Source organism: Herbiconiux moechotypicola, from assembly GCF_024979255.1.
Lineage (GTDB): Bacteria > Actinomycetota > Actinomycetes > Actinomycetales > Microbacteriaceae > Herbiconiux > Herbiconiux moechotypicola.
The window spans coordinates 1-24,400 of the sequence record NZ_JANLCN010000002.1; the positions used below are offsets into that span (position 1 = coordinate 1).

General features: G+C 68.8%; 22 protein-coding genes and 1 tRNA gene. 13 read left to right on the forward strand and 10 right to left on the reverse strand.

Annotated features, from left to right (window positions below; genetic code table 11):
• The first annotated feature begins 97 nt into the window (after positions 1-97).
• Complete coding sequence (locus N1031_RS02760; protein ID WP_259478064.1) at positions 98-616, forward strand: hypothetical protein; 519 nt, start codon at positions 98-100, stop codon at positions 614-616.
• A 352-nt stretch (positions 617-968) separates the two neighbouring features.
• Here N1031_RS02760 and N1031_RS02765 read toward each other — a convergent pair whose 3' ends face one another.
• The 5 genes from N1031_RS02765 to N1031_RS02785 form a co-directional block, all read right to left on the reverse strand.
• Complete coding sequence (locus tag N1031_RS02765; RefSeq protein WP_259478065.1) at positions 969-3,425, reverse strand: S8 family peptidase; 2,457 nt, start codon at positions 3,423-3,425, stop codon at positions 969-971.
• Between the two features lie 94 nt (positions 3,426-3,519).
• Positions 3,520-4,488 (reverse strand): AAA family ATPase, encoded by a 969-nt coding sequence (locus tag N1031_RS02770; protein WP_259478066.1) that lies wholly within the window; start codon positions 4,486-4,488, stop codon positions 3,520-3,522.
• A gap of 630 nt (positions 4,489-5,118) precedes the next feature.
• Positions 5,119-5,209 (reverse strand) — tRNA-Ser (locus tag N1031_RS02775).
• Positions 5,195-5,893 carry an alpha/beta family hydrolase gene (locus N1031_RS02780; protein WP_259478067.1) on the reverse strand — a complete coding sequence of 233 codons (699 nt, stop codon included), beginning with the start codon at positions 5,891-5,893 and terminating at the stop codon, positions 5,195-5,197. The genes N1031_RS02775 and N1031_RS02780 overlap by 15 nt, the downstream gene beginning before the upstream one ends.
• A 7-nt stretch (positions 5,894-5,900) precedes the next feature.
• The gene (locus N1031_RS02785; RefSeq protein ID WP_259478068.1) at positions 5,901-7,178 is read right to left on the reverse strand and encodes an LCP family protein; all 1,278 of its coding nucleotides are present in this window, start codon (positions 7,176-7,178) and stop codon (positions 5,901-5,903) included.
• A 117-nt stretch (positions 7,179-7,295) separates the two neighbouring features.
• Between N1031_RS02785 and N1031_RS02790 the strand changes: the two genes are divergently transcribed.
• The 4 genes from N1031_RS02790 to N1031_RS02805 all read left to right on the forward strand — a co-directional run bounded on the left by N1031_RS02790 (position 7,296) and on the right by N1031_RS02805 (position 10,311).
• Positions 7,296-7,676: an ArsR/SmtB family transcription factor gene (locus tag N1031_RS02790; protein WP_259478069.1), complete on the forward strand. Its 381-nt coding sequence runs from the start codon at positions 7,296-7,298 to the stop codon at positions 7,674-7,676.
• Positions 7,673-8,143, forward strand: coding sequence for an SRPBCC family protein (locus tag N1031_RS02795; RefSeq protein ID WP_259478070.1), 471 nt, complete (start codon positions 7,673-7,675; stop codon positions 8,141-8,143). The genes N1031_RS02790 and N1031_RS02795 overlap by 4 nt, the downstream gene beginning before the upstream one ends.
• 84 nt (positions 8,144-8,227) lie before the next feature.
• The gene (locus N1031_RS02800) at positions 8,228-9,412 is read left to right on the forward strand and encodes a Fic family protein (protein ID WP_259478071.1); all 1,185 of its coding nucleotides are present in this window, start codon (positions 8,228-8,230) and stop codon (positions 9,410-9,412) included.
• A 167-nt stretch (positions 9,413-9,579) separates the two neighbouring features.
• A complete protein-coding gene (locus N1031_RS02805) occupies positions 9,580-10,311 on the forward strand; it encodes an alpha/beta fold hydrolase (RefSeq protein WP_259478072.1) in 732 nt (243 codons plus the stop codon).
• On the opposite strand, the gene N1031_RS02810 is transcribed toward N1031_RS02805, so the two are convergent.
• Positions 10,289-11,308 carry an AraC family transcriptional regulator gene (locus tag N1031_RS02810; RefSeq protein WP_259478073.1) on the reverse strand — a complete coding sequence of 340 codons (1,020 nt, stop codon included), beginning with the start codon at positions 11,306-11,308 and terminating at the stop codon, positions 10,289-10,291. The two genes, N1031_RS02805 and N1031_RS02810, sit on opposite strands and share 23 nt — an antisense overlap.
• A 138-nt stretch (positions 11,309-11,446) precedes the next feature.
• On the opposite strand from N1031_RS02810, the gene N1031_RS02815 reads away from it, so the two are divergent.
• Genes N1031_RS02815 through N1031_RS02850 form a run of 8 tightly spaced genes read left to right on the forward strand, consistent with a single transcriptional unit; the run spans position 11,447 to position 19,145 of the window.
• The gene (locus tag N1031_RS02815) at positions 11,447-12,793 is read left to right on the forward strand and encodes a phenylacetate--CoA ligase family protein (RefSeq protein WP_259478074.1); all 1,347 of its coding nucleotides are present in this window, start codon (positions 11,447-11,449) and stop codon (positions 12,791-12,793) included.
• A gap of 53 nt (positions 12,794-12,846) precedes the next feature.
• Positions 12,847-13,053, forward strand: a complete 207-nt coding sequence (locus tag N1031_RS02820; RefSeq protein ID WP_259478075.1) for a hypothetical protein — start codon at positions 12,847-12,849, stop codon at positions 13,051-13,053.
• Positions 13,054-13,110: 57 nt separating this feature from the next.
• Positions 13,111-13,548 (forward strand): cupin domain-containing protein, encoded by a 438-nt coding sequence (locus N1031_RS02825; RefSeq protein WP_259478076.1) that lies wholly within the window; start codon positions 13,111-13,113, stop codon positions 13,546-13,548.
• Positions 13,548-14,513: an acyl-CoA thioesterase gene (locus N1031_RS02830; protein WP_259478077.1), complete on the forward strand. Its 966-nt coding sequence runs from the start codon at positions 13,548-13,550 to the stop codon at positions 14,511-14,513. The genes N1031_RS02825 and N1031_RS02830 overlap by 1 nt, the downstream gene beginning before the upstream one ends.
• Positions 14,510-16,909 carry a bifunctional salicylyl-CoA 5-hydroxylase/oxidoreductase gene (locus N1031_RS02835; RefSeq protein WP_259478078.1) on the forward strand — a complete coding sequence of 800 codons (2,400 nt, stop codon included), beginning with the start codon at positions 14,510-14,512 and terminating at the stop codon, positions 16,907-16,909. Before N1031_RS02830 ends, N1031_RS02835 begins: the two co-directional genes overlap by 4 nt.
• A 41-nt stretch (positions 16,910-16,950) precedes the next feature.
• The gene (locus tag N1031_RS02840) at positions 16,951-17,409 is read left to right on the forward strand and encodes a RidA family protein (RefSeq protein ID WP_259478079.1); all 459 of its coding nucleotides are present in this window, start codon (positions 16,951-16,953) and stop codon (positions 17,407-17,409) included.
• Positions 17,406-18,260 carry a fumarylacetoacetate hydrolase family protein gene (locus N1031_RS02845; protein WP_259478080.1) on the forward strand — a complete coding sequence of 285 codons (855 nt, stop codon included), beginning with the start codon at positions 17,406-17,408 and terminating at the stop codon, positions 18,258-18,260. The genes N1031_RS02840 and N1031_RS02845 overlap by 4 nt, the downstream gene beginning before the upstream one ends.
• A 33-nt stretch (positions 18,261-18,293) precedes the next feature.
• Positions 18,294-19,145 carry a PaaX family transcriptional regulator gene (locus N1031_RS02850; protein ID WP_259478081.1) on the forward strand — a complete coding sequence of 284 codons (852 nt, stop codon included), beginning with the start codon at positions 18,294-18,296 and terminating at the stop codon, positions 19,143-19,145.
• A 32-nt stretch (positions 19,146-19,177) separates the two neighbouring features.
• Here N1031_RS02850 and N1031_RS02855 read toward each other — a convergent pair whose 3' ends face one another.
• Genes N1031_RS02855 through N1031_RS02870 form a run of 4 tightly spaced genes read right to left on the reverse strand, consistent with a single transcriptional unit; the run spans position 19,178 to position 24,382 of the window.
• The gene (locus N1031_RS02855; RefSeq protein WP_259478082.1) at positions 19,178-20,410 is read right to left on the reverse strand and encodes an amidohydrolase family protein; all 1,233 of its coding nucleotides are present in this window, start codon (positions 20,408-20,410) and stop codon (positions 19,178-19,180) included.
• A gap of 56 nt (positions 20,411-20,466) precedes the next feature.
• The gene (locus tag N1031_RS02860) at positions 20,467-21,756 is read right to left on the reverse strand and encodes an ABC transporter permease (RefSeq protein WP_259478083.1); all 1,290 of its coding nucleotides are present in this window, start codon (positions 21,754-21,756) and stop codon (positions 20,467-20,469) included.
• The gene (locus tag N1031_RS02865) at positions 21,753-22,856 is read right to left on the reverse strand and encodes an ABC transporter permease (RefSeq protein ID WP_259478084.1); all 1,104 of its coding nucleotides are present in this window, start codon (positions 22,854-22,856) and stop codon (positions 21,753-21,755) included. The genes N1031_RS02860 and N1031_RS02865 overlap by 4 nt, the downstream gene beginning before the upstream one ends.
• Positions 22,853-24,382, reverse strand: a complete 1,530-nt coding sequence (locus N1031_RS02870) for an ABC transporter ATP-binding protein (RefSeq protein WP_259478085.1) — start codon at positions 24,380-24,382, stop codon at positions 22,853-22,855. The genes N1031_RS02865 and N1031_RS02870 overlap by 4 nt, the downstream gene beginning before the upstream one ends.
• Between the last annotated feature and the right edge of the window lie 18 nt (positions 24,383-24,400).

Genomic DNA, 24,400 nt, shown 5'->3' on the forward strand with positions numbered 1-24,400 from the left:
CTCCAATCGTCGAGTGTTCACTTTTCACCGCCACAACTGTCCAGTTTTCAACCGCCGCCGACAATCAAGAACTGGCAGCAAACTCTAGGATCGGGCCGTGGACTTCGCTGAATTGACCAGGGGCGTGCTCGCGACGCTCGCGTCAGCAGGAATCATCGCACTCGTTGCGCTCATGATGCCCGCTGTACGGTGGTCGCGTCAGTTGGCTCGCGAGGTGAGCATCGTCAATGGTTTACCCAAAGGGGAAGAACGGACGGCTTGGGAGGAGCGGGTCAACGCTCACGCACGACGGCTGCGACTCTTCAACGAGGTAATGCCTCTGCGGCACAAGATCACTCCCTGGGTGCCGGTTCTCCTCTTCGTCGGGTCCGTCGTCTGGCTCATTCTGGATCCGAGGCAGATCGACGGTGTTATTGCCGAAGGGCCGATAATGATCCCCTTCGCACTCATGGCGCTGCTCAGTACTGGCGTGTTCGTAATGACGGGAGTCCTCGGACTCACGCCCAATGCGCGCTCTGCGGAGGATCTCGCGCGGCAACGCGGTCTGGTAGTCGATGAAGCGATTCCGCAGCAGCCCCCAAGTCCCGATGTCGAGCCGCCGCCACCGGGCCAGTGACGGCTAGAAACCAGGACGTCAACCCACCTGATCTTCGACCATTTTGAGTGTCGCCGACGTGGAGCAGATCGCGACAAAAATGTAGTCACGTCCCCGAACTGGGAGAGCTAGCGCCTCGGCACGACTGGCGGAATGCGAGTCACCTGACGCAAGCACAGGAGGCCTGATGGCCAGCAATGTGGATCGCGGAGCGGTTGAGCGCTCAAGTCGTCAGAGGGCGCCTCCCAGTGGAGCAGGCATGAGCGACACGCTCAAATCGCGGACCGCATTGGTGACGGTTCGACGAGCAACATCGGCAAGGCGATCGCGCTGCAGTTCGGTGCGGAGGGCGCCCTGGTGATCACGGCTGCGCTCAGACGGTGTCGATTTCGATCGGCAGCTGCAGGTCAGTCGCGATCGGCGTGTAAAGATCGACGTCCTGTTCTTGAGACTTCAGAGAAACGATCAACGAGTAGCGCACAGGTAGGTCGAGTCGATCCTTTCGCTGATTGCGCTTCCACCATCCACCGACGGGATACACGCCGAGCACGCCGCTGGCTGCAAGTTCTTGACCTGAGCCCTCCCAGATATCTTGGTGGAGCGATCCCAGGTTGCGCTGATTGGGACCGATGAACCAATGGTCAGACCCCGACGCGGGCGAACCGGCGGCAGCATCCTCGTCGTTTTCCGCCTCCCGATTGATTCGAGAGATGAACTCGGCCTCGGTCTCCGTCGGCGATTTGAGTTCGAAGCGAAGCAGATGGGACGCATAGGAGTACCGCTGTCTCCAACCGCGTCGGGAGGCCGACGGCTCCACAAAGTAAGACAGCGTGACCTTAAGTGAAACGTCGCCGGGCCCGATTTCCTCTAGAACTTCCGTAGGCCATGGCATGGCGTGAAGTCTGAATCTGCGCATCTTGTACTCAGTTCCCTCGAACGGGACGAATGTGTCCTGCGTCACGAGAGTCACTGATTGCCGGGACGAACGCAGAACTGCATCCTCGGTGGGCACACCCCACCCGTACCGCCTGAGGAGTTCAAGCTTCGGTTCCTTCTTGGTGCCAGTCGCGTCGAACTCGGCACGCATGGCAGGAGTCCACTCGGCAGCATGTACCAGAAGACCTCGAACAGTTTCCGGCCAGTATTCGGGGTATTGCGCCATCGTGAGCGCGGCAAGGCGTGATGCTTGTGCTGTTGCCGCACTCGTAGCGTTGGCAGAGGTGAGGGAGAGGTCGTTGTGGAATCCCGTCGATCGCAGGGAGAGCAGTGGGTGACGATCCTCGAACCCCATCCCCCCGTCGGTTAGCACGTTGCCGCCCTCGAAGCAGATGTCGGGCTTGATCGGCCACGTTCTCTTGCCGAAGAGAAGTGAGGTCCGGCTGTGCGGTGATAGCTCTCCTTCTGCAGCCATCGCGGTCCATCCGGCATATTCGGGGTCACCAGGGACCGCGACGAGTTCTGTGTGCGCGCCGACGGTCAGGGCATTCCAGGACTGAGCAGGGTCTTCTACGGGAGACGTGTCGGACTCGAGTCGGTGATCCGAGTGGTACCCATCCACGTTCCCTGTGGCAATGACCAGCAATCGGCTGGCAGCGTGATCGGGCGCCGAGAGCAACCGGAGTTGATTACCGTCCCGGACGATTTCTGTTCCTGCTGCCAGGGCATCGACGCTCGCAGACCAGAGGGTGGGAACTCCTGGTCGGTCCGGATCTGTAGAGATCGGCATGCAGAACACGCGCCTACGCTGGGCTGTAACCTCGACGAGCGCTACTGCCTCGACAGTGACTGTCCCATAGTCGAGAGGATCGGTATCCGGCTCCCCAGGCTCAGGGAGGATGCGCACAGATTCGAGTCGGTGATGAAGGTGGACCGTCCCTGCGCCCGTGAGCAAATCTTCGAGGCCGCCGAACAACGCCAATCCGGCCATCGATGTACCGTGACCTTGCCTGTCGAACCCTGACGTTCCGACGACGGTGTGCATGTCCCCCGTGTTGAGAGAGTCGGCGAGTAGTCGGTGTGTGCGGGCGACACCCGTGTCGAGGTGACACACTGCTGGGGCATCGGTGGGCGCTGCCACCACCCGCATCACAAGATCTTCGACGTATTCATCTTGCTCATCCGGAAGAAGATCTTCGATGGTGTCGACGAACTCCGGGCGTCGGATTTCGGCAACTGGGATGCTCGTGAATGGCAGCACTTCCAACTGTTGCCATGTCGCTCTGATCCAGGCAACAACTCTGTCGTTCAGCGCGAGCGAACGGTCGAGGAGCCCGAGGTCGTAGGCGGTCGCGAACTTTTGGAGGAGGGTGATGTTCTCCTGCGAGGGATCAAGCCACAGTTCCCACCACCGGACTCCGCTCTTGGGCGGTTCACCTTCGGATTGCCAGAGATCGTCGAGTATCGCTCGTCGGATGCGGGAGATGTTGGCAACTAGCGCACGGTTCGCAGGATTGCCGTCGGGCGTCTCCCATGCATTTTCAGCTGCTCGGGTGCTCTTCTTCGCGAGATAATCTTCAAAGATCTTGAGGAACCGCGAACGGTAGGTGTCGGCAATCCAGACGACGGCCAGCTCCGGACTGGTCTCTGTCGCGGGTTGAACCGACAGCAGCAACCACTGCGGCACCTTCGGTGTTTTTCGGTGTCTCGAGAAAGCCTGAAGCGACTCGATCTTCAGTGGATACGCTGCATCGTCTCCTTCGAGAGTCACGATGGTTCCGAGCGCCTTAAGTTCGTCCGCGCTCAGGCTCGTGCGGCCACGCTCGTCGTCGACGTCGGAGAACGCTTGTTGAAGTTGTCCTTTGATCGCAAGACCATGGGCGCGGAACTCCACCGGTCGGATCTTGGGGTTGCCTTGCCCACCTCGGGAGAAGTTCTCATTGCGTGCTCGATCGAGGACGTAGAGATGGGTGAGGTGCCGTAGCCCGTCAGCCAATGCTCGCCGTTCGCCGGGTCTTCAGCGCAGCGATGAGATCGTCCGCCGTGACCTGCGTGTGCCCACGCATGAGCACAGACTTCGCCGAGGCTTCGGCGGCTTTGACCAAGTCGGCGTGGCTGAGTCCGTCGGTGTGAGAATCGACGATGTCCCAGCGCAGTCTTTTCATCAGTGAGCCCAGCCTGCCCTTGATGACTGACCTCGCCTCCATCCTGTCCGGGAGGTGGTAGGTGAGCACCATGTCGAAGCGCCGGAAGAGCGCCTTGTCCAGAATCGAACGGTGATTTGTCGCAGCGATGACGATGCTCTCCGGACTCGACTGCTCCAGGAAGACCAGAAAGGAATTCAGGATCCGTCGAGCTTCGCCGACATCGTTGCCAGACCGATCGGCTCCGAGAGCGTCGAACTCATCGAAGAGATATACGCCTCGACGTTCTGCTACCTCGTCGAACACCAACCGCAGCTTTCCCGCGGTCTCACCCATGTATTTGCTCAACAGGCTATCCAGCCGAACAGTGAACATCGGAAGTGCGAGCTCCCGCGCGAGAACCGCCGCAGTCATAGTCTTGCCGGTGCCCGGTGGGCCTTCGAGAAGAAGCCGGTGGGTGGGCTCAAACCCATGCTCGAGCAGGGTCATCCGTTGGCGTTGCTCTGCGATGACTTGCTTGAGGCGTTCGACGAGCTCGCTCGGACCCACCAGATTCTTCAGCGTGACTTCGGGGTGAGAAGTCTCGATGAGATCCGCGACCTCACCGCGAGGCTTCGCCAGTTTTGTGACATTGCTGCGCGGAGTTACTTGCCGAGAAGTGTCAACGGCCTTCTTGATGTCGTCCGCGAGCACGTGGTGACCCTGCCGGGCCTCACGTGCAGCGATCTGCAACGCCACCGAGTAGAACGCCGAATCGTCGCCTGACGCGTGGCTACGTACCATGGCCGTGATGTGTTCCCCCAAGCCAGCCATCACGCCTCCTCGCAAGTTCTGCTGATTCTGTCACTATCCCCGAGCCGAGTGTACGTGATGGGGATCCCTGAATCTTGATGACTCGATGGGGGAATCAGTATCGCAGTCGGCACCGACAGTGGGGGACCCGTAATCCCTTCCCCATCTAGGTGGCCCTCAATCTTCGGAGGACGGCAGCAGACGACTGATCTCGGGCACCACGATCTCGGGGTCGTTTGCGTGATCTCGCATATCCGAAGACGCGTCTTCTGCGAAGCGAGCATTGTGCCTACGAACGCGTGGGGGCCGGTGATCTTGTCGTTGACACCCACGACGAGGGAGCCACCTGCAGCGTTCGCAAGACAGGCGACCGCTTCTCCAAAGTTTTGCACAACCCTACACAGTGAAGGGTTCGGCAAAACTATTGCAAAACTCGAACACACGGTAGCGAACCGTAAACGGCATCGCCCGCGCATCCGGCGGACGGCGGATCGAAGGCCACCGGGCAACCCTAGACGAGGTCGACCCAATCTTCGAAGGCATTCACACAATCAGCTAAGACACGGAATGGCGGGAGTGCTCCGGCATGAAGTGTGGGCGAATTGTGGGCAAGAGCATACGAAAATCACCGCCTGACCAGGGATTCTACTGCGGAGACGGTGGGATTTGAACCCACGGTGCCCAATAAAGGGCACTCCACCTTAGCAGGGTGGTGCACTAGGCCGAACTATGCGACGTCTCCTTGGCTTGCGCCTTGGCCATCATAGCCGATGGTGTGCGTGAACTCGGCCACCGCATCCGCCGCCGCAGCGAGGTGTTCGGCGTGGGTGTGCCCCGAGATCTTCACGCGCGGCTTGAACTCGTGCTCGCCGTCGTCGAGCCAGAACACGCGGATGCTCGGCGGCAGCCCGTACCCCGGCACCTCGTCGATCGTGCCGAAAGGGTCGCGGGTGCCCTGGCAGATGAGGGCGGGGGTCTGCAGGTCGAACAGGTGGGCCGTGCGCGGCTTCGCGGACGACCCGGGCGGATGGAACGGATAGCCGAGGCAGACCAGACCCGCGACCGGGCCCGTCCCGCCGCCGTGCAGCTCGTCGGCGACGAGGCTGGCGACGCGACCGCCCATCGACTTGCCGCCGATCAGCAGGCGTGGTCGCGCATCCGGAGTCTCGGCTGTGAGCTGGGCGACGACCGCGTCGACGGCGTCGCGGTACTCCCCCGCGAGCGTCTCGGCCCGCGGGGGCGGCTTGCGCGCACCGGTGCGGCGGGCCGCCATGTAGGCGAACTCGAAGCGGGCTGTGCGCACCCGGCGCTCGGCGAGGAGCTCGGCGAAGGTGGTCATCCAGGCCGAGTCCATCGCGGCGCCCGCGCCGTGCGCGAGCACGAGCACGGGGGCGTCGACGGGGCCGGTCCAGAGGAGGTCGGTCATCGCACGTCTAATCGTTGCCGACCGAGCAGGTGTAGTCGGCGGCGCTCTGGCCCTTGACCGAGTCGGGGAGGACGGTGACTCCGGATGCGGCCGGGTCGACGGGCGCGGGGGTCGCGGCCGGGTCGACGGGTGCCGCAGGGTCGACGGGCACGGCAGGATCGACGGGCGCAGCCGGATCCGCCGTCACCACCGGCGCGTTCGGGTCGGGTACCGATGCGATCCCGCCCGCCGCGGCCACGGCCACCGGCTGGTCGGCCTGGATCGCCGCGAACAGGATGGCCGCCGCCTCCTCGTCGGGCGCCACCTTGCCCGCGGGCACCCAGTCGGCGTAGTAGTTCGGGTAGGCCACGAAGGTGAGCCGCGAGAGGTCCATGTCTTTCAGGCTCAGCGCGATCGACACCATCGTGTCGGGCGAGGCGAGCCGCTGCGAGAGGATCATGTTGCTCGCCGCCGCCTTCGCCAGCCCGTAGAGCTTGCCGAAGTCGGTGAGGGTGGAGTCGCTTGTGACGGTGCGCACGAGTGACGACAGGAACACCTGCTGCGACGAGATGCGCCCCAGGTCGCTGCCGTCGCCCACGCCGTGCCGGGTGCGCAGGAATCCCAGCGCATCCGCCCCCTGCAGCGGGTGCGTGCCGGGCTCGAGGTACACCCCGGTGTACGGGTCGTCGATCACCTCGGCCACGCACACCGGCACGCCGCCGAGCGCGTTCGACATCTCGATCACGCCGTTGAACTGGATCTCGGCGGCGAAAGGGATGCTGAGCCCCGACAGCGCCTCGACCGTCAGCACCGTGCAGGCGAGCCCGCCCTGCGAGAGCGACTCGTTGATCGGAGCGGTGTAGCCGCCGCCCTCGGGGCAGTCGGGGATGTCGACGACGAGGTCGCGCGGAAAGCTCACCACGGTCGCGTTCGAGTGGTCTTCGGAGATGTGGAGCAGCATCGTGACGTCGTTGAGCTCGCCGCCCTCGTCCTCACCGTAGGCGTCGCCCTGGCCGGTGCGGCTGTCGCTGCCCACGAGCAGCAGGTTGACCCCGCCGTCGATGGCCGAGATGGCCGGCGGGGGCTCGGCGCCGGCGGCTTGCGCGACGGCGGCCTCGTCGTCGGAGACGAGCGAGACCGTGGTGATGGAGCTCGTGACGTCCCACATGGCGTAGGCGGCGATCGACACCCCGCTCACGAGCACCACGGCGAGCGCGGCGGCGAGCATGGTCACGATGGCGCGGGCCGGATGCGGGGTGTGCTGGCGCCCGTGGCGCGCGACCGGCGCCGAACCGTCTCCGTGCATCCCCACCCCCGATGTCGTTCCGATTCTGGCAGAACACGACCCGCAACCCGGCATTGACGGGATGCGGGAGACGGCATACGCTTTATTCAATTAGTTAGTTGATAAAGGATGAACGCGATGGTCACCGACGACGAGCACCTCGACCGGGCCTTCCTGGCCCTGGCCGACCCCGTGCGCCGGGCGATCGTGGCCCGGCTCAGCAGAGGGCCCGCCACCGTGAACGAGCTCGCCGAACCGTTCGCCATCTCGTTGCAGGCGGTGTCAAAGCACATCCAGGTGCTCGAGCAGGCAGGCCTCGTGACCCGCACGCGTGACGCCCAGCGCCGGCCCGTGCACCTCGCGCCCGCCGCCCTGGAACGGCTGACCGCTTGGATCGACGGCTACCGACTCGCCCACGAGCAGAGCTTCCGCCGTCTCGACGCCGCACTGCGCTCATCCGCCACCCCACCGGCGACGCCGTCGTCGCCCCCGTCGAATCACAAGGAGAAGGAATCATGAGCAACCCCGTCACCATCACCGCCCCCGAGGGCCTGCCGTTCATCGAGATCGTGCGCGACTTCGACGCACCGGTCGACGCCGTCTACCGCGCCTACGCCGACCCCGAGCTGGTGCGGCAGTGGGTGGGCCCGAACGGTTACGAGACCACCGTCGACACCTACCGCCTCGAGACCGGCGGGCGCTGGCGCTACATTCAGCGCAATCCGGCGGGCGACGAGTTCGCGTTCAACGGCGTGTTCCACCGGGCGGTGCCGAATCAGGAGATCGTGCAGACGTTCGAGTGGGAGGGCCTGCCCGAGTTCGTCTCGATCGAGACGATGCGCTTCACCTCTCTCGGCGACGGGCGCTCGCGCGTGACCGGCTGGAGCGTCTTCCCCAGCGTCGAGTCGCGCGACGGCATGATCGACAACGGCATGGAGCACGGCGTCGTCGAGGGCTACGAACGCCTCGACGCCCTCCTCCGCTGACGCCTTCGCACCATGTCACCAAACGGCACATCTCGACCAACAATGTCCGTGATCGGCCCGTAGACTGACATTGTGGATGTGACTATGTTCGTCAAGGGCGCCCCGGGGGCACTTGTGCCCATCAGCGGCACCGACCCGACGCTGGGCGCCTGGACACACCGCGCATTCGTTCCCGACCCGCTCGCGCTGTCGATGCCTGCATTGACTCCCGAGACCTTCTTGGCGGTATCCGAAGCGCGAGCCGCTCTGGCCGCGCTCGACAGCACGGCACGGCAGCTGCCGAATCCGACGCTCCTCCGCATGCCGACCCTCCGCAGGGAAGCCCAGAGCACCTCCGCGCTCGAGGGAACCTATGCGCCTCTCGCCGATGTGCTGACCGCAGACGAGGATTCACCCGCGAGCGCAGAGCTGACGGAGGTCTTGAACTACGTGCGGATGGCGACCACGGGCTACGACCGCGTCGCCGAAGGACGCCGCCTCACACCGTCGCTCATCAGCGACCTCCAAGGCATCCTCATGAGAGGCACACCACTCGAATCCGTGTCGGGCCGCATCAGGGACGGTCAGGTCGTAGTCGGGAGGCGGCCGTCCGCCGACCCGTTCGGATTCCCCGTGCACGCCGCGAGATTCGTCCCCTCCCCGGCGGGACTTCCTTTGGAGGCAGGCGTTCGGGATCTCACCGACTGGATGCTCACCGATCACACCGGCCGAATCGATCCCGTCGTCGTGGCGGCGATGTCGCACTACCAGTTCGAGACCCTCCACCCGTTCCGCGACGGCAACGGCAGGTTGGGGCGCTTCCTCGTCGTGATCCAGCTGCTGCTCACAGGCGTCCTGAGCGAGCCGACTCTGACTGTGTCGCCTTGGTTCGAGGCACGGCGAACCGAGTACTACGACCACCTCCTCGGCGTGAGCGCCCGAGGGGATTGGGACTCGTTCGTGCGGTTCTTCGCCTCTGGCCTGCAGGCCGCCGCGCACCAGACGCGCGAGCAGATGATCGCTCTCGTGAAAACGCAGGGCGAACTGAAAGAGATCGTTTGCTCTTCGCGCCTGCGCGCAGACACCGCCCACGCCCTGGTCGACCTGGCTATCGCGAACCCGTCGTTCACAGTCCGCCGAGTGCAGGCAGAACTGGCCATCTCGTACGGCAGGGCGAACGCACTCGTGGCGCAGTTGACAGAGCTGGGTGTACTTGCAGTCGTCGACGCCCAGGCCTATGTTCGTCGCTTCTACTCACCCCAGGTTCTGGGCGTACTCACCTCGAACTGATCCGTCGGCAGCCGCGCGCGGTGTTTCGCGCGCATTTCGCGTTTTTCGGCCGTCGGGGGCGTGCTGGGCGTCTCTGCGGTGGAGCGGCGGATCCGTAGCGTCTCAGCTACCACAGCGGGTGGCCGCATCGAGAGCGGGCCACCCCTCACGAGGGAGCGAGATACGACATGACGGAATTCGTCCTGATCCACGGATCGTGGCACGACGGCGCACTCTGGGAGCCGGTGGCGACGCACCTGCGCGACGCCGGCCACACGGTGCACACCCCCACGGTCGCCGGGCACGGCGTCGGGGTGGACAAGGCGGTCGACCACGCCGACTGTGTGGCCTCGATCGTCGACTGGATGCTCGAGGCCGACCTGAGCGACGTGGTGCTGCTCGGCCACAGCTACGGCGGCACCATCATCGCGCGGGTGTTCGAGGAGATCCCCGAGCGCATCCGCCGACTCGTCTTCTGGAACGCGTTCGTGCCGGCGCCGGGCAACAGCCTGCTCGACGAGGTGCCGCCGCACTACCGCGAGCTGTTCTCGCAGCTGGCCGCCGCCTCCGACGACAACACCGTCTCGATGCCGTTCCCCATCTGGCGCGAAGCCTTCATCCAGGACGCCCCGCTCGAGCTCGCCCAGTCCACCTTCGAGCAGCTCTCCTCCGAGCCGTTCCAGCCCTTCGTCGACAAGCTGCCGCTCACCCGCTTCTACGAGCTGCTGCCCACCGTCGGCCGCAGCTACATCAACGCGACGGAGGACACCGCGCTGCCTCCGGGCGAGTGGGGCTGGCACCCGCGCATGTCGGGCCGCCTGCTCGGCGCCCGCCTGGTGCAGCTGCCGGGCAGCCACGAGGTGATGTTCACCGCGCCCGCGCTGCTCGCGCAGAAGATCATCGAGGCCGGACGGGACTGACGCGGGCACCCCGCCCGTGCAGCGCCTCATTCGGCGACATCCCGAAGGCCTCGCGATGCAGCTGCGCGAACCGGCCGAGGTTGCCGAACCCCCACGTCGCGGCCACCGACGACACGGTGACGGCGGAGCGGCCGTACGGATCGGCGTCCAGGAGATCCTGGTGCGCCCTCCGCAGCCGCTCCGCCCTCAGCACCGTGAGCGGTGTGGTGCCGAGGTGGCGTCGGAACCCCTCCTGCAGCGACCGCGGACTCGTGTGCACGGCCGCGGCGATGTCGGCGAGCGTCACGTCGTCGGCCGCCGAGGCCTCGATGAACTGCACCGCGCGGTCGATCACGGCCGACGGGGCGGCCGGCGCCACCTCTGCGGTGAGCACGGGGTAGGCCTGCAGCACGGCGGCGATGAGCAGCCGCTTCAGCTCGGTGCGGATGAGCGGGGCCTGGTCGAGCAGGCCCGTCTCGACGAAGTCACGCACCAGCACCGTGCTCACCTGGTTCCAGGCGGCCATCAGCTCGGGCGGGGGCGGCGCGACGGGGAAGGCGAGTGCGGCCCTCGAGCCCGAACGGCCACGACGGGGTCCGATCGCCGCCTCGACGTCGGCACGGTCGAGACGGACGGTGAGCAGCTCGCAGCCGTCGAGCCACCGCATGCGATAGGCCGACGACGGATCGAGTGCGACGGCCTGGCCGGGCCCGAGCACGGCCGACTCCCGGCCGCTGCTCACGGCGAACCTTCCCCGCAGCGGCCTGGACAGCAGCACGAAGTCACGGAACGGCTCCGCCTGCACCTGGGCGACGCCCTCGCCGTACGACAGACGGTAGAGATCGAGCTTCGCGGTGCCGCCGTGGAACTGGGTGGCCCGGAACCGTCCGGAGCGGGGCGAGACCGCGAGGGAGTGGGGGCAGTAGCTCGTGCTGAGCCGGCCTCGCGCCTCGTCGACGTCGGCGGTGTCGACCTGGAGGCTCATGCCTCGCGGAGCCGTCTGCGAGCGGTCGTGCATCAGGACCTCCCTCATCGGGCTCGAGGCCCGTAACGAGAATCTGACTCTCGTCAAAACCGTAACATGCTCCTATCATGGCGAAACATAACTGAAATTTGACGATCGTAGTGTCGGAGATGCGATCAATGAGCCCCACCGATGACAGTGAGGAAGTGGATGATGAACTCGGCGTTCTGGAACCCCAAGACGGAGACCCTCGAGCGCGACGAGCTGCGCGCCCTGCAGCTGGCGAAGCTGCGCCGGGTGGCGACCTGGGCCCAGGAGCGCAGTCCCTTCTACAAGAAGCACTTCGCGGCCGCGGGCTTCGACCCCGAGCAGCTGCGCACCTTCGCCGACATCGACCGCATCCCGTTCCTCACCCGTGAGGCCTGGATGGCGAGCCAGCTCGCGTTCCCGCCGTTCGGTGAGCTGCCGGTCGCCGGTGCCGACTCCGCCATCCGCCTGCACACCACCAGCGGCACCAGCGGCAAGCAGCCCCTGCGCGCGCTCGACAGTCGCAAGGACTGGTCGTGGTCGGCCGAGATGTGGTGCTACGCCCTCTGGGCCGCGGGCGTGCGGTCGACCGACATCGCCTACGTGGCGTTCGGCTACGGCTCGTTCATCGGTTTCTGGGGCCTGCACAACGGCCTGGAGAAGATCGGCGCGCTCACCATCCCGGGCGGCGCCCAGACCACCCCCGCCCGCGTGAAGCAGATCATCGACTTCGGCGCCACCGTAGTGGCCTCCACCCCCACCTATGCCCTCCGCCTCGCGCAGGAGGCCGAGGCCCTCGGCTACGACCTCGCGGCCTCACCGGTGCGTGTCGTGATGCTCTCGGGCGAGCCCGTGCCCGAGTCGACGCGCCAGCTGATCGAGCAGCAGTGGGGCGCCATCGCCCTCGACACCGCCGGCATGACCGAGATCTCGACCATCTTCATGTTCGAGCCCGCCGACAAGCCGGGCGGCTGCCACATCATCGAGGACAGCTTCATCGAGCAGGTCATCGATCCCGAGACCGGCCTCGAACTGCCCTACGGCGAGGCCGGCGAGCGGGTCACCACCTCCTTCGGGCGCGGCATGATTCCCCTGCTGCGCTATCGCACCGCCGACCTCGTGGTGAAGCTGCCGCACACCGCGGCGGCCAACGGGCGCACCTGGGACTTCTACGAGGGCGGCATCATCGGCCGGGTCGACGACATGAAGCTCGTGCGCGGCACCAACGTGTACCCGCGGGCGATCGAGGGCATCGTGCGCACCTACGCCGAGGTCGACGAGTTCCAGATCGAGATCCTGCGCGAGGGCATCCGCGACGAGATCGTGCTGCGGCTCGAGACCGTCGAGGCCTTCGACGACGAGCGCTGGGACTCGCTGCACGAGTCGCTGCGCGTCGACCTCGCCGACGCCCACGAGGGCCTGCGGTTCAAGATCGACCGCGCCGCGGCCGGCAGCCTGCCCCGCTACGAGCTCAAGGCGCGCCGCCTCACCGACTCGCGCCCGACGAACTGACCACCCGGACGAACCGACCACACCGGCGAACTGACCCCAGGGAGAAGAAGCAGATGACCGCCACCGACCTGATCGGCAACCCCCTCACCGCGCAGGAGCAAAGCCTCCTCGCGATCTACCGCGAGCTCGAGAGCTTCGCCGCCGACGACACCCTCGCCCCCACCACCCACGCGAACGTGCTCGCCGCCCTCGCCCCGCTCGGCGTGGCCGTGACGGGCCTCGGCATCACGCTTGAGCACCTGGTCGACATCGGGGCCTGAGAAACCCGGATGCGCGGCGCACCCGCCGCCGCATCCCACCCAGAGAGGAAGAACACCATGACCGATCAGCGAGGGCTCGACGTCGAGCCCGTCGTCACCCGAGCCGGGCACGAGTACGGCGACACCGGACAGTCCGGCGGAGCACACCGCGTCTCCGGCGTGAGCGTGCAGCACACGCCCGCCACCCGCATCTGGTTCGGGCGAGTGAGCAACGAACCCGGGTTCCGCTCGCTGCCGCACCACCACGGCGAGGCCGAGACCGGCGGCTACGTGCTCACCGGCCACGGCCGCATCTACTTCGGCGAGGGGTTCACGCGGTTCGTCGACCTCACGGCGGGCGACTTCGTGTTCGTGCCGCCGTTCATGCCGCACGTCGAAGCGAACATGTCGACCACCGACGAGCTCGTGTGGCTCACGGCGCGCACGCCCGACAACATCGTGGTCAACCTCGACGACGTGCCCGACGAGAGCCTCGAGGGGTACCGGCGCGCCTGATGAACACTCTCCCCTTTCTCTCGGCCATCGAGCTGACCGAGCTCCCCGGCACGGCTGAGACCAGCAGCACCGCCGTGTTCAGCGCGCGCACCCAGCACGTGCCGTGGCCGAAGTCGTACGGCGGCGACGTGCTGGCGCAGGCTGCGGCCGCGGGCATCCGCACCGTCGGCGACGACCGGAGCCTGCACGCGATGCACTCGCTGTTCGTGGCGCCGGCCTCGGTGGGCGAGGAGATCGAGTACCGGGTCACCTCGCTGCGCGACGGCCGCTCGTACTCCTCGCGCGAGGTGAAGGGATACCAGCACGGAGCCGTGGTGGTGTCGAGCGTGCTCTCCTTCCACGTGGGCGAGGAGTCCGCCACCGTCGCCGTGCCACTGCCCGAGGTGGCACAGTCGGAGGATCTGCCGTCGGCGGCCGAGGCGGTCGAGGCGCTCGACCGTGCGAACCCCGGGCGCATCCCGGCCGCCGCGGCCGCGTACTGGTCGGCGACGGGCGAGGGTGGGCGCAGCTTCGACCTGCGGCACGTCGAGGGGGCGCTCTACGCCTCGCCCGCGCATCCTGCCCACGCCTCGGTGGAGACGCCGACAGGCACCCCCACGGGCGCCCCCACCGTCGACCACGTCTGGGTGCGGCCGTTCGCGCCACTCCCCGCCGACCAGATCGTGCACGACCTCGCCCTCGTGCACGTGTGCGACTACTCCATCCTCGAACCCGTGCTGCGCGGCCAGGGTCGCGCCTGGACCGACCCGGGTCTCACCACCGCCAGCCTCGACCACTCGTTCTGGCTGCACGAGCGGGTGCCGTTCGACGACTGGGTGCTCTACACGCAGACGGTCGAGTCGTACGGCCACGGGCGCGCGCTCGTGCGCGGCACCATGCACAGCCGAGACGGGAGGCTGCTCGCCTCCGTCGCCCAGCAGGGAATGATCCGCGACCGCGGGCCGGAAAGGAACGAACGCTCATGAAGGTGGCCGTGATCGGCGGAGGCCCCGGAGGCCTCTACTTCGCCTGTCTGATGAAGCAGCTCGATCCCGAGCACCGCATCACCGTCTGGGAGCGCAACGCCGCCGACGACACCTTCGGCTTCGGCGTGGTGTTCAGCGACGAGACGCTGCAGGGCATCCGGGGCTCCGACCCCGTGTTCCTCGGCGAGATGGAGCGCTCGATGGCGCAGTGGAACGACATCGACATCGACTACCGCGGCGAGACCCACACGGTGGGCGGCCAGGGCTTCGCGGCCATGAGCCGGCGCGACCTGCTCGGCCTGCTGCAGGCCAGGGCGGTCGAGCTCGGCGTCGACGTGCGCTTCTCCACCGTGGCCCCCGACGTGGAGGAGCTCAGCCGCGACTTCGACCTCGCCATCGCCGCCGACGGGCTCAACTCGGCGGTGCGCACCCGCTTCGCCGACACCTTCCGCCCGGACCTCGACGTGCGCAAGTCGAAGTACATCTGGCTCGCGGTCGACGAGCCCTACGAGGCGTTCCGTTTCATCGTGAAGCAGACCCCCTACGGTGTGATGCAGGTGCACGCCTACCCGTACTCCGACACGGAGAGCACCTTCATCGTCGAGATGCACCCCGACGTGTGGGAGCGGGCCGGATTCGCGGCGTCGGCCGCGCAGACCCCCGCGGTGCCCGGGGTGAGCGACGAGGGCTCCATCGCCCTCATCCACGAGCTGTTCGCCGAGGAGCTGGGCGGAGCCCGCCTGCTCAGCAACAACTCGAAGTGGATCACCTTCACCACGGTGCGGAACGCGAGCTGGCGGCACGGCAACATCGTGCTGCTCGGCGACGCCGCGCACACCGCCCACTTTTCGATCGGCTCGGGCACCAAGCTGGCGCTGGAGGACGCGCTCGCCCTCGCCGCGAGCATCCACGAGAACGACACCCTCGACGCCGCGCTCGACTCCTACGACGCCGAACGGCGACCGGTCGTGGCGTCGATCCAGCGCGCGGCCCAGGCGAGCCTGGAGTGGTTCGAGAACATCGGCGTCTACGCCGACCAGGAGCCGGAGCAGTTCTGCTTCAACCTGCTGACCCGCAGCCGCCGCATCACGCTCGAGAACCTCAAGCTGCGCGACCCCGAGTTCGCCGCGCGGGTCACCTCCCACTTCGGGCGGGGCCAGGCCGATCCGAGCGCCCCGCCGATGTTCCAGCCGGTGTCGATCGGCGGCCTCGAGCTGCCGAACCGCGTGGTGCTTGCCCCCATGGACCAGTACTCGGCGGTCGAGGGCCTCGCCAACGACTTCCACCTCGTGCACCTGGGCTCGAAGGCGCTGGGCGGCGCCGGTCTCGTCATGACCGAGATGGTGTGCGTGAGTGCCGAGGGCCGCATCACGCTCGGATGCACGGGGCTGTACACGGATGCGCAGCGCGACGCCTACACGCGCGTGGTCGACTTCGTGCACGAGCGGTCCTCGGCCCGCATCGGGGTGCAGCTCGGCCACTCGGGCCGCAAGGGCTCCACCCGGCTCATGTGGGAGGGCATCGACGAGCCGCTCGACGAGGGCGGCTGGGAGCCCGTGGGCCCGTCTGCGGTGCCCTACGCATCCGGCGGCCGCCCGCCGCGCGAGATCTCGCGCGCCGAGATGGACGAGGTGCGCGAGCAGTTCGTGGCCGCCGCCCGCCGCGCGGGTGAGGCCGGCTTCGACCTGCTCGAGCTGCACGCCGCGCACGGCTACCTGCTCTCGTCGTTCCTCTCGCCGGTGTCGAACCACCGCACCGACGAGTACGGCGGCACGCTCGAGAACCGGCTGCGCTTTCCGCTCGAGGTGTTCGACGCCGTGCGCGCCGCGTTCCCCGCCGACCGCCCCGTCACCGTGCGGCTCTCCGCCGTCGACTGGGTGGAGGGCGGCAACGAGATCGACGACGCGGTGGCCATCGCGCGCGCCTTCGTCGAGCACGGGGCCGACGCCATCCACGTCTCCTCGGGCCAGGTGGCCAAGGAGGAGCGGCCCGCGTACGGGCGCAGCTACCAGGCGCCGTTCGCCGACCGCATCCGCAACGAGGTGGCGGCCGCCGCGGGTGTGCCCGTCATCACCGTGGGCGCGATCTCGTCGTTCGACGACGTGAACTCGCTCATCCTGGCGGGGCGCGCCGACCTCTGCGCGCTCGGCCGGCCGCACCTCTACGACCCGCAGTGGACGCTGCACGCCGCCGCCGACCAGGAGTACCGCGGGCCGGGAGCCGAGTGGCCGCTGCCGTTCCGGGCCGGGCGCCGCAAGCCGCCGACCGGGCGCACGGAGGCGGTGCGGCCGAGGCTCGAGCTCGTGCGCGCCTCCGCAGGCGACTCCTCCTCCGACGCCGCCGGCGCGGAGCACACCCGCTGGCGCCCGGCCACGCGCGTCGAGCCCGCCCGCTGACGCGGCATCCGCCTTTCACTCGCAACCGAACGGAGTCCTCTATGACCCACCGACTCGTCAACCCCGCCGAACTCGTCAAGCCCTCGGGGTTCGCCCACGCCGTGGTGGCCGGCCGGCACGTGCACCTCGCCGGGCAGACCGCCATGGACGCCTCGGGCTCGATCGTGCCGGGCGGCATCGTCGAGCAGTTCGCCCAGGCGTTCGGCAACCTGCTCACCGCGCTCCGCGCCGCCGGCGGGGCGCCGGACGACCTCGTGGAGGTGACGATCTACCTCACCGACGTCGACGACTACCAGGCCAACGGCCGCCGCATCGGGCAGGTGTGGCGCGAGCTCGCCGGTGCGCACTTCCCCGCCATGGCGGGCATCGGCATCACCCGGCTGTGGCAGCCGGAGGCGATGATCGAGATCGCGGGGGTCGCCATCCTGCCCGAGGATGCGCGCCAGGTCGTCGAGGGCGTCGAGGGCTCGGGCGACGGGGCCGACGAGGCGGCCGCGTGAGGCTCGCGACCCTGAGGATCGACGGCGGCACCCTGGCGGTGCGCGTCGACCCGGAGCACAGCTCGGCCGTCGCGATCGAGGGCGTCGCCGACGTCGGCGCCCTGCTCGCGGCCGGCCCCGACTGGCGCGAGCGCGCCCTCGCGGCCGACGGCCCGCGCATCCCGCTCGACTCGCTCGGCACCACGGCGTGGGCCCCGGTCGTGCCGCGGCCCTCCAAGATCGTGTGCGTGGGGCTCAACTACCGCGACCACATCCTCGAGATGGGGCGGGAGCTGCCCGCCTACCCCACCCTGTTCGCCAAGTTCGCCGAGGCCCTGATCGGGGCGGGGGACGACATCCGCGTGCCGGCGCACTCCGCAGAGGCGCTGGACTGGGAGGGTGAACTCGCGGTGGTCGTGGGCCGGGCCGTCCGCGACGTCGACCCGGCCACTGCGGCCTCCGCCATCGCCGGGTACAGCGTGCTCAACGACGTGACCATGCGCGACCGCCAGTACCGCACCACGCAGTGGCTGCAGGGCAAGACTCTCGAGGGCAGCTGCCCGTTCGGCCCGGTGCTCGTCACCGCCGACGAGTTCACGCCCGGCGCCGCGCTCACCACGAGCATCGACGGCGAGACGGTGCAGCACGCCGCCACCGACGACCTCGTGTTCGGGCCGGCCGAGCTGGTCTCCTACATCTCGTCGATCGTCACCCTCCAGCCGGGCGACGTGATCGCCACCGGCACCCCGGGCGGGGTCGGTCACGCCATGCCGACGCCCCGCCACCTCGCCCACGGCGAGACCGTGCGGGTGGAGATCGCGGGGATCGGGGCGGTCGGGAACCGCGTGGTCGTGCTCGACGGCGGGCACTGAGCCGGGTCTGCGGACTCGGTAGTGTGGAGCGCGATGAACCAGGAAGCACCGGCCAGGGGTATCGGCGCCCGCGACCTCCTCGTGGAGTTCCTCGGGGCGTTCGTGCGCGAGGAGGGCGACTGGTTCGCCGTCGCCCCGGTGGTGGCGCTGCTCGGCGAGGTGGGCATCGACGACTCGTCGGTGCGCATGGCGGTGTCGCGCCTCAAGACCCGCGGCTGGCTCGAGCAGAGCCGCCGCGAGGGCGCCTCGGGCTACTCGCTCACCCCGACCGCGCTCGAGCTGCTCGAGCAGGGTGACGCGTTCATCTACCACTCCCGCACCCTCACCGACCTCAGCGCCGGCTGGGTGATCGTGGCGTTCTCGGTGCCGGAGCACTCGCGCTCCAAACGCCACGCCCTCAAGTCGCGGCTGGTGTCGGCGGGGTTCGGGCACGCCGGGCCCGGTCTGCTGATCGCACCGGCCGGGATGCTCGGGGAAGCCCGCCGCATCGTGCACGAGCTCGAGGTCGACGAGTTCGTCGACCTGTTCACCGGCCGCTACGAGAGCGACGACCTCGCCCGCCTGGTGGCCAGGGGATGGGATCTCGCCGACCTCGGTGACCGGTATCGCGGTTTCCTCGCGGCGACCGATCCGCTCGTGCCGCTGTGGGCGGAGCCCGAGGAGAGGTCGGAGCGGTCCGGGCGGGAGGCGCTGCGCGACCTGCTGTCGGTACTGCACGAGTGGCGCACGGTCGCTTACTCCGACCCGGGTCTGCCCCGCGACCTGCTCGGCGAGGACTGGCCGGGCGACACGGCGCAGCAGCGCTTCACCGACCTCGTCTCGCGGGTGCAGCCGATCGCCACCCGCTACGTGCACGCCCGGCTGCGGCCTGCGCCGGAGGCCTGAAGCCGCCACGCACGCGCGATCGCGCTCCCGCCTCAGGCGGGCAGCGACCCCGCCACCACGCGCCCGCGCGAGACCACGGCGACGATGTTCGCCGTGTCGAGGTCGTCGAGGCGCTCCCACGGCCGGCCCCGCAGCACCACGAAGTCGGCGAGGTGCCCGGTGTCGAGACGGCCGATGCTCGACTCCCGCCCGATCGCGCTCGCGGCCCGAGTGGTGGCCGCCTGGAGGGCGCGTTCGGCGGTCCAGCCGAACACGGCGGCCATGTGCCGCACCTCCTCCATCTGGTCGCCGAAGCGCACGTGGTGGCCGTTGGCGTCGGTGCCCAGCACGAAGTCGACTCCCGCGGCCGCCGCCGCGGCGAAGAGCGCGTCGCGCGCCGCGATCAGCTCGGCGGCCTGCCCGGCCTGCTCCGGCGTCACCCCCGCCTCGCCGGCCGCGATGCGGTCGTTGATGAGCAGGGTGGGCGCCACGGTGATGCCCGCCGCGGCGATGCGCTCGGCCTGCTCGAGCGTGAGCTGCGTGGCGTGCTCGATGGAGTCGACGCCGTGCGCGATCGCCACCTCGATGCCGGCGGTCGTGTGCGCGTGGGCCGCCACGCGCATCCCCAGTGCGTGCGCCTCGTCGACGATCGTCTCGATCTCAGCGGCGGTGTAGTTGCGCCAAGCGCTCTTGTCGCCCACCGAGAGCACGCCGCCGCTCGTGGCGATCTTCACGCCGTCGGCCCCCGCTCTGGCCCAGTGCCGCACCAGCTTGCGGCATTCGTCGGGGCCGTCGGCGAGGAGCTTGCGCAGCGGGAAGGCCGGCGGGGTGAACAGGTCGCCGTGGCCGGCGGTCATGCTCACCATGCCGTGCGCCAGGGTGCGCGGGCCCTCCACCACGCCGTCGTCGATGGCGCGGCGCAGCGAGAACTGGGTGTCGTCGGCGGCGAGGTCGCGCACCGTGGTGACGCCGTTCACGAGCGCCGTGCGCGCGTTCGCGAGGCCGTGCAGGGTCTGCTCCTCGGGCCGGGTGACCAGCGGCCAGCTGAGGAAGTCGACGCGCCCGCGGCCGGCGTAGCCCATGAGGTGCACGTGGGTGTCGATGAGGCCCGGGATGACGCTGAACGGCGAGGCGGCGGCGCTCGCGCCCGCGGTGTCCGCAGCGCTCGTCCCGTCCGCGGGTGCGATCCCGGTGATGACCCCGTCGGTCTCGTCGGTCGCCCACGTCAGCGTCGAGGGGCCGAGGTCGCGCTCGCCGTTCCAGAGGTGTGCGGTGATGCGGTGCATGATGGTGCTCTTTCGGTGGATCGGGGGATCGGCGGGTCGGAGGGTCGGACCCGGGCTCAGCCGCGCGAGTTCTTGCGGGGGAACAGCTGCCCGAGCGCCGCCGGTGGGCGCATGGTGGTGCCCGCCACCACGAGCACCGCGAGGGTGACGAGGTAGGGGGCGGCCGTGGCCAGGGCGCTCGGCAGCGGCACGAACAGGAACACCACGAGCAGCACGACCCCGAGGGCGAGCGGCGCGATGCCGGCCTTGCGGGCGCCGCGGTAGACGCGCAGCAGACCCAGCACGATGAAGATCACCGCGAGGATGAACAGCAGCGCCCGGAAGGTCTCGGGCCGGCCGAGCCCGACGGCGTCGCTGAAGCCGAACAGCGACGAGCCGAGGAACACGCCCGAGGGCATCCAGTTGCCGAAGATGAGCGTCGCGAGGCCGATGAAGCCACGACCCGCCGTCTGGTTCTCGACGTAGGCCTGCGAGATGAGCGCGAGGTAGCCGCCCGCGAAGCCGGCGAGCCCGCTGCCCACGAGCAGGGCGATGTAGCGGGTGCGGTGAACCTTGCCGCCGAGCGCCTGCAGGGCGGCCGGCTGCTCGCCCGCCGCCCGCCAGCGCAGACCGAAGCGGGTGCGCCAGAGCACGTAGGCGGTGGCCGGGATGAGGAGCAGGCCGATGATCGCCGCCAGCGACACGTCGTGGGTGAGTCCGCCCACGATGCCGCCGATCTGGCTGACCACCGGGATGCCCGACGCCTCCATGGTGCGGGTGAGATCGGGGGTGCCGAGGCCGCCCGAGAGGAAGGGCACGCTGAGGTTCGGCAACGAGCCGTCGATGCGCGGCGAACGCGCGATCGTGCCCCCGTCGACGCCGTTGAACACGATGTCGGCCATGAACCGCGCGAGCGCGGCCGCGATCACATTGATGGCCACACCCACCACGAGCTGGTTGAGCCCCATCTCGATGCAGAGCACCGCCATCAGCAGCCCGAAGATCAGCCCGCCCACGATGCCGCCGCCGAGGGCCGCCCAGGGCCCCCACCACCAGCCGAACAGGCCGGCCACCCAGGTGCCGCCGATCATCATGCCCTCGAGCCCCACGTTGATGATGCCCGCGCGCTCCGAGTAGAGGCCGCCGATGGCGACGACCGCGATGGGGACGGTGAGCCGCAGCGCCGAACCCCAGGTCGACGAGGCGGCGATGCCGGGGGCGTCTGCCACGTACTGCGCCACGATGATGAGCCCGAGGCCGAGCAGTCCCCAGCGCAGCGCGGCGCGCATCCGCTGACGGCTCGGCGTGAGCGAGCGGGGCGCCGCAGCAGGGGCGGAGGGGCTCGCCGTGTCGAGGGTGCCGGTCATCGTGCCGTCTCCAATCCGGTCGTGGCCGCATCCGTTCGCCGGCGCCGCCGGAGGGCGTTCCAGAGGGCGATGCGCTGGTCGGCCCGCTCGGTGAGCCAGTAGCCGATGGCCGAGCTCAGCAGGATGACCGCCATGAACACCGAGCCCACCTCGGTGGGGAGCTTCACCAGCCCGAGCACCTGCGAGCTGCGCTCGACGAAGGCGAGGATGAACGCGCCCACGGCGATGCCGATCGGATGCGAGCGGCCGAGCAGCGCCGCGGCGAGACCGGTGAACATGAGGTCGGTGGGGAGGGTGCCGTCGAAGCGGAACGCCGTGCCGAGCACGTGCGGCAGCCCCACCAGGCCCGCGATCGCGCCCGAGCCGAGCATCGCCCAGATGATGCGGCGGTTCACGCCGATGCCGGCCGACTCCGCCGCCTCGGGCGAGCGGGCCGCCACCTGCAGGGTGAAACCGAACACCGTGCGGTACTGGAGGAGATAGAACAGTACGCCCACGACGATCGCGAGCACCAGGAAGCCCGAGATGGAGGTGCGGTTGCCGATGCCCAGGTCGATCAGCACCGGCATCGCGCCGTCGGCGCCGATGATCGCGGTGCCGGTGTTCTGGCCGCCCCCGTCGCGAAAGACGTCGGCGAGCAGGATGGCCACCACGGTGGTGGCGATGGCGTTCATGAGGATGGAGGTGATGACCTCGCTCACACCCCGGTACACCTTGAGCAGCGCGGGCACGAGCGCCCAGAGCGCACCCACCAGGCAGCACACGAGCAGTGTGATCGGCAGGCGCAGGTAGAGCGGAAGTGGCAGGTTCGCCGCCACGACGGCGCCCGCGAGCGCGGCGACGCGGTACTGCCCGTCGACGCCGATGTTGAACAGCCCCATGCGGAGGGCGAAGGCGGCGGCGACGCCGGCGAGGTAGAGCGGCACCGCGTTGTTGAGCGCCGAGACGAGGGAGGCCGGCTCGATGCCGTAGTTCCACATCACCTCGTAGGCCGAGGCCGCGGAGTAGCCGCTGAAGGTGAGGAAGAGGGTGGTCACCAGGAGAGCCAGCAGGACCGAGACCACGGGCCCGGCGAGGGTGACGGCGATGCGCCGGATCATGCGACTCCTCCCGTGCGGGTGCGCACACCCGTCATGTACTCCCCGAGCTCCTGGGCGTCGACCGCGCGCGGGTCGAGCTCGGCCACGATGCGCCCGCGGTAGAACACCAGCAGGCGGTCGGAGAGGGCGAGCAGCTCGTCGAGGTCGGCCGAAACGAGCAGGGTGCCGAGGCCCTTGTCGCGCGCGGCGGTGAGCTCGCTCCAGACGGCCGACTGGGCGCCGATGTCGACGCCTCGGGTGGGATGCGCGGCGATGAGCACGCGCGGGTCGGAACCGAGCTCGCGGCCCACGATGAACTTCTGCTGGTTGCCGCCCGAGAGCGCGGAGGCCGGAGTCGACACGTCGCCGCCGCGCACGTCGAAGCGGGAGATGATGGAGCGCGCCACACCCGCGGCGCCGCTGCGGCTGAACCACGGGCCCCGCTTCACGGGCGGTCTCGCGTGGTAGCCGAGCGCCGCGTTCTCGCGGAGCGCCATCGAGAGCACCACGCCGTCGCGGTGCCGGTCTTCGGGGATGTAGGCCATCCCCCGGGCCCGCCGGGTCTCGGTGGGCAGCGCGCTGATGTCGCGACCGCCCATGGCGATGGTGCCGGTGTGCCTGGCCCGGCCGAGCAGGGCCATCAGCAGCTCCGATTGGCCGTTGCCCTCGACACCGGCGATCCCGACGATCTCGCCGCTGTGCACGGCGAGGCTCACGTCGTCGAGCGCCGGCACCTCGCCGGCCTCGCCGACGGTGACGCCCTTCGCCTCGAGCACCACGTCGTCGCCTACAGGCACCTCGCGCGGGGCCACCGTGGGCATCGCCACCTTCACCATGAGGGCTGCGAGGTCGGAGGCCGACGAGTCGGCGGGGGTGGTGCGGCCCACGACCGCACCGGCCCTGATGACCGTGATCTCGTCGGCGAAGTCGAGCACCTCGTCGAGCTTGTGCGAGATGAAGATGACCGCGGCGCCCGCCTCGGTGAAGCGGCGCATGGCGGCGAACAGCGACTGCGCCTCGCTCGGCACGAGCACGGCGGTCGGCTCGTCGAGGATGATGATGCGCGCGTCGCGGTAGAGCACCTTGAGGATCTCGACCCGCTGACGGCCGCCCACCCCCAGGTCGCGCACCACCGCGTTCACGTCGACCAGGAAGTCGTTCTGCTCGGCCAGCGAGGCGACCCGCGACCGGGCCGCCTTGCTGTCGAGCCTGAACGCGGAGCCCGGCTCGTCGGCGAGGACGACGTTCTCCCACACCCGGAGGGCGTCGGCGAGCAGGAAGTGCTGGTGCACGATGCCGATCCCGGCCTGCTGGGCATCCCGCGGCGAGCGGAACGAGCGCGGGGTGCCCGCGATCTCGATCGTGCCCTCGTCGGGATGCTCCTCGCCCGCCAGGATCTTCATGAGAGTCGACTTGCCCGCGCCGTTCTCGCCGACGATCGCGTGCACCGTCCCCGCCTTCACGGTGAGGTCGATGCGGTCGTTGGCGACGAAGGCGCCGAACCTCTTCACGATGCCTGTGAGGCGCACCAGCACGTCCTGCTCCATCCGGATGCTCCCGGTGCT

Coding starts and splice junctions, on each gene's coding strand:
- N1031_RS02780 (WP_259478067.1), bottom strand. CDS start 5,893: ATGACCGACCTCCTCTGGACCGGCCCCGTCGACGCCCCCGTGCTCGTG.
- N1031_RS02870 (WP_259478085.1), bottom strand. CDS start 24,382: ATGGAGCAGGACGTGCTGGTGCGCCTCACAGGCATCGTGAAGAGGTTC.
- N1031_RS02830 (WP_259478077.1), top strand. CDS start 13,548: ATGAACACTCTCCCCTTTCTCTCGGCCATCGAGCTGACCGAGCTCCCC.
- N1031_RS02805 (WP_259478072.1), top strand. CDS start 9,580: ATGACGGAATTCGTCCTGATCCACGGATCGTGGCACGACGGCGCACTC.
- N1031_RS02860 (WP_259478083.1), bottom strand. CDS start 21,756: ATGACCGGCACCCTCGACACGGCGAGCCCCTCCGCCCCTGCTGCGGCG.
- N1031_RS02790 (WP_259478069.1), top strand. CDS start 7,296: ATGGTCACCGACGACGAGCACCTCGACCGGGCCTTCCTGGCCCTGGCC.
- N1031_RS02800 (WP_259478071.1), top strand. CDS start 8,228: ATGTTCGTCAAGGGCGCCCCGGGGGCACTTGTGCCCATCAGCGGCACC.
- N1031_RS02820 (WP_259478075.1), top strand. CDS start 12,847: ATGACCGCCACCGACCTGATCGGCAACCCCCTCACCGCGCAGGAGCAA.
- N1031_RS02835 (WP_259478078.1), top strand. CDS start 14,510: ATGAAGGTGGCCGTGATCGGCGGAGGCCCCGGAGGCCTCTACTTCGCC.
- N1031_RS02795 (WP_259478070.1), top strand. CDS start 7,673: ATGAGCAACCCCGTCACCATCACCGCCCCCGAGGGCCTGCCGTTCATC.
- N1031_RS02785 (WP_259478068.1), bottom strand. CDS start 7,178: ATGCACGGAGACGGTTCGGCGCCGGTCGCGCGCCACGGGCGCCAGCAC.
- N1031_RS02810 (WP_259478073.1), bottom strand. CDS start 11,308: ATGCACGACCGCTCGCAGACGGCTCCGCGAGGCATGAGCCTCCAGGTC.
- N1031_RS02815 (WP_259478074.1), top strand. CDS start 11,447: ATGACAGTGAGGAAGTGGATGATGAACTCGGCGTTCTGGAACCCCAAG.
- N1031_RS02770 (WP_259478066.1), bottom strand. CDS start 4,488: ATGGCTGGCTTGGGGGAACACATCACGGCCATGGTACGTAGCCACGCG.
- N1031_RS02850 (WP_259478081.1), top strand. CDS start 18,294: ATGAACCAGGAAGCACCGGCCAGGGGTATCGGCGCCCGCGACCTCCTC.
- N1031_RS02840 (WP_259478079.1), top strand. CDS start 16,951: ATGACCCACCGACTCGTCAACCCCGCCGAACTCGTCAAGCCCTCGGGG.
- N1031_RS02825 (WP_259478076.1), top strand. CDS start 13,111: ATGACCGATCAGCGAGGGCTCGACGTCGAGCCCGTCGTCACCCGAGCC.
- N1031_RS02855 (WP_259478082.1), bottom strand. CDS start 20,410: ATGCACCGCATCACCGCACACCTCTGGAACGGCGAGCGCGACCTCGGC.
- N1031_RS02865 (WP_259478084.1), bottom strand. CDS start 22,856: ATGATCCGGCGCATCGCCGTCACCCTCGCCGGGCCCGTGGTCTCGGTC.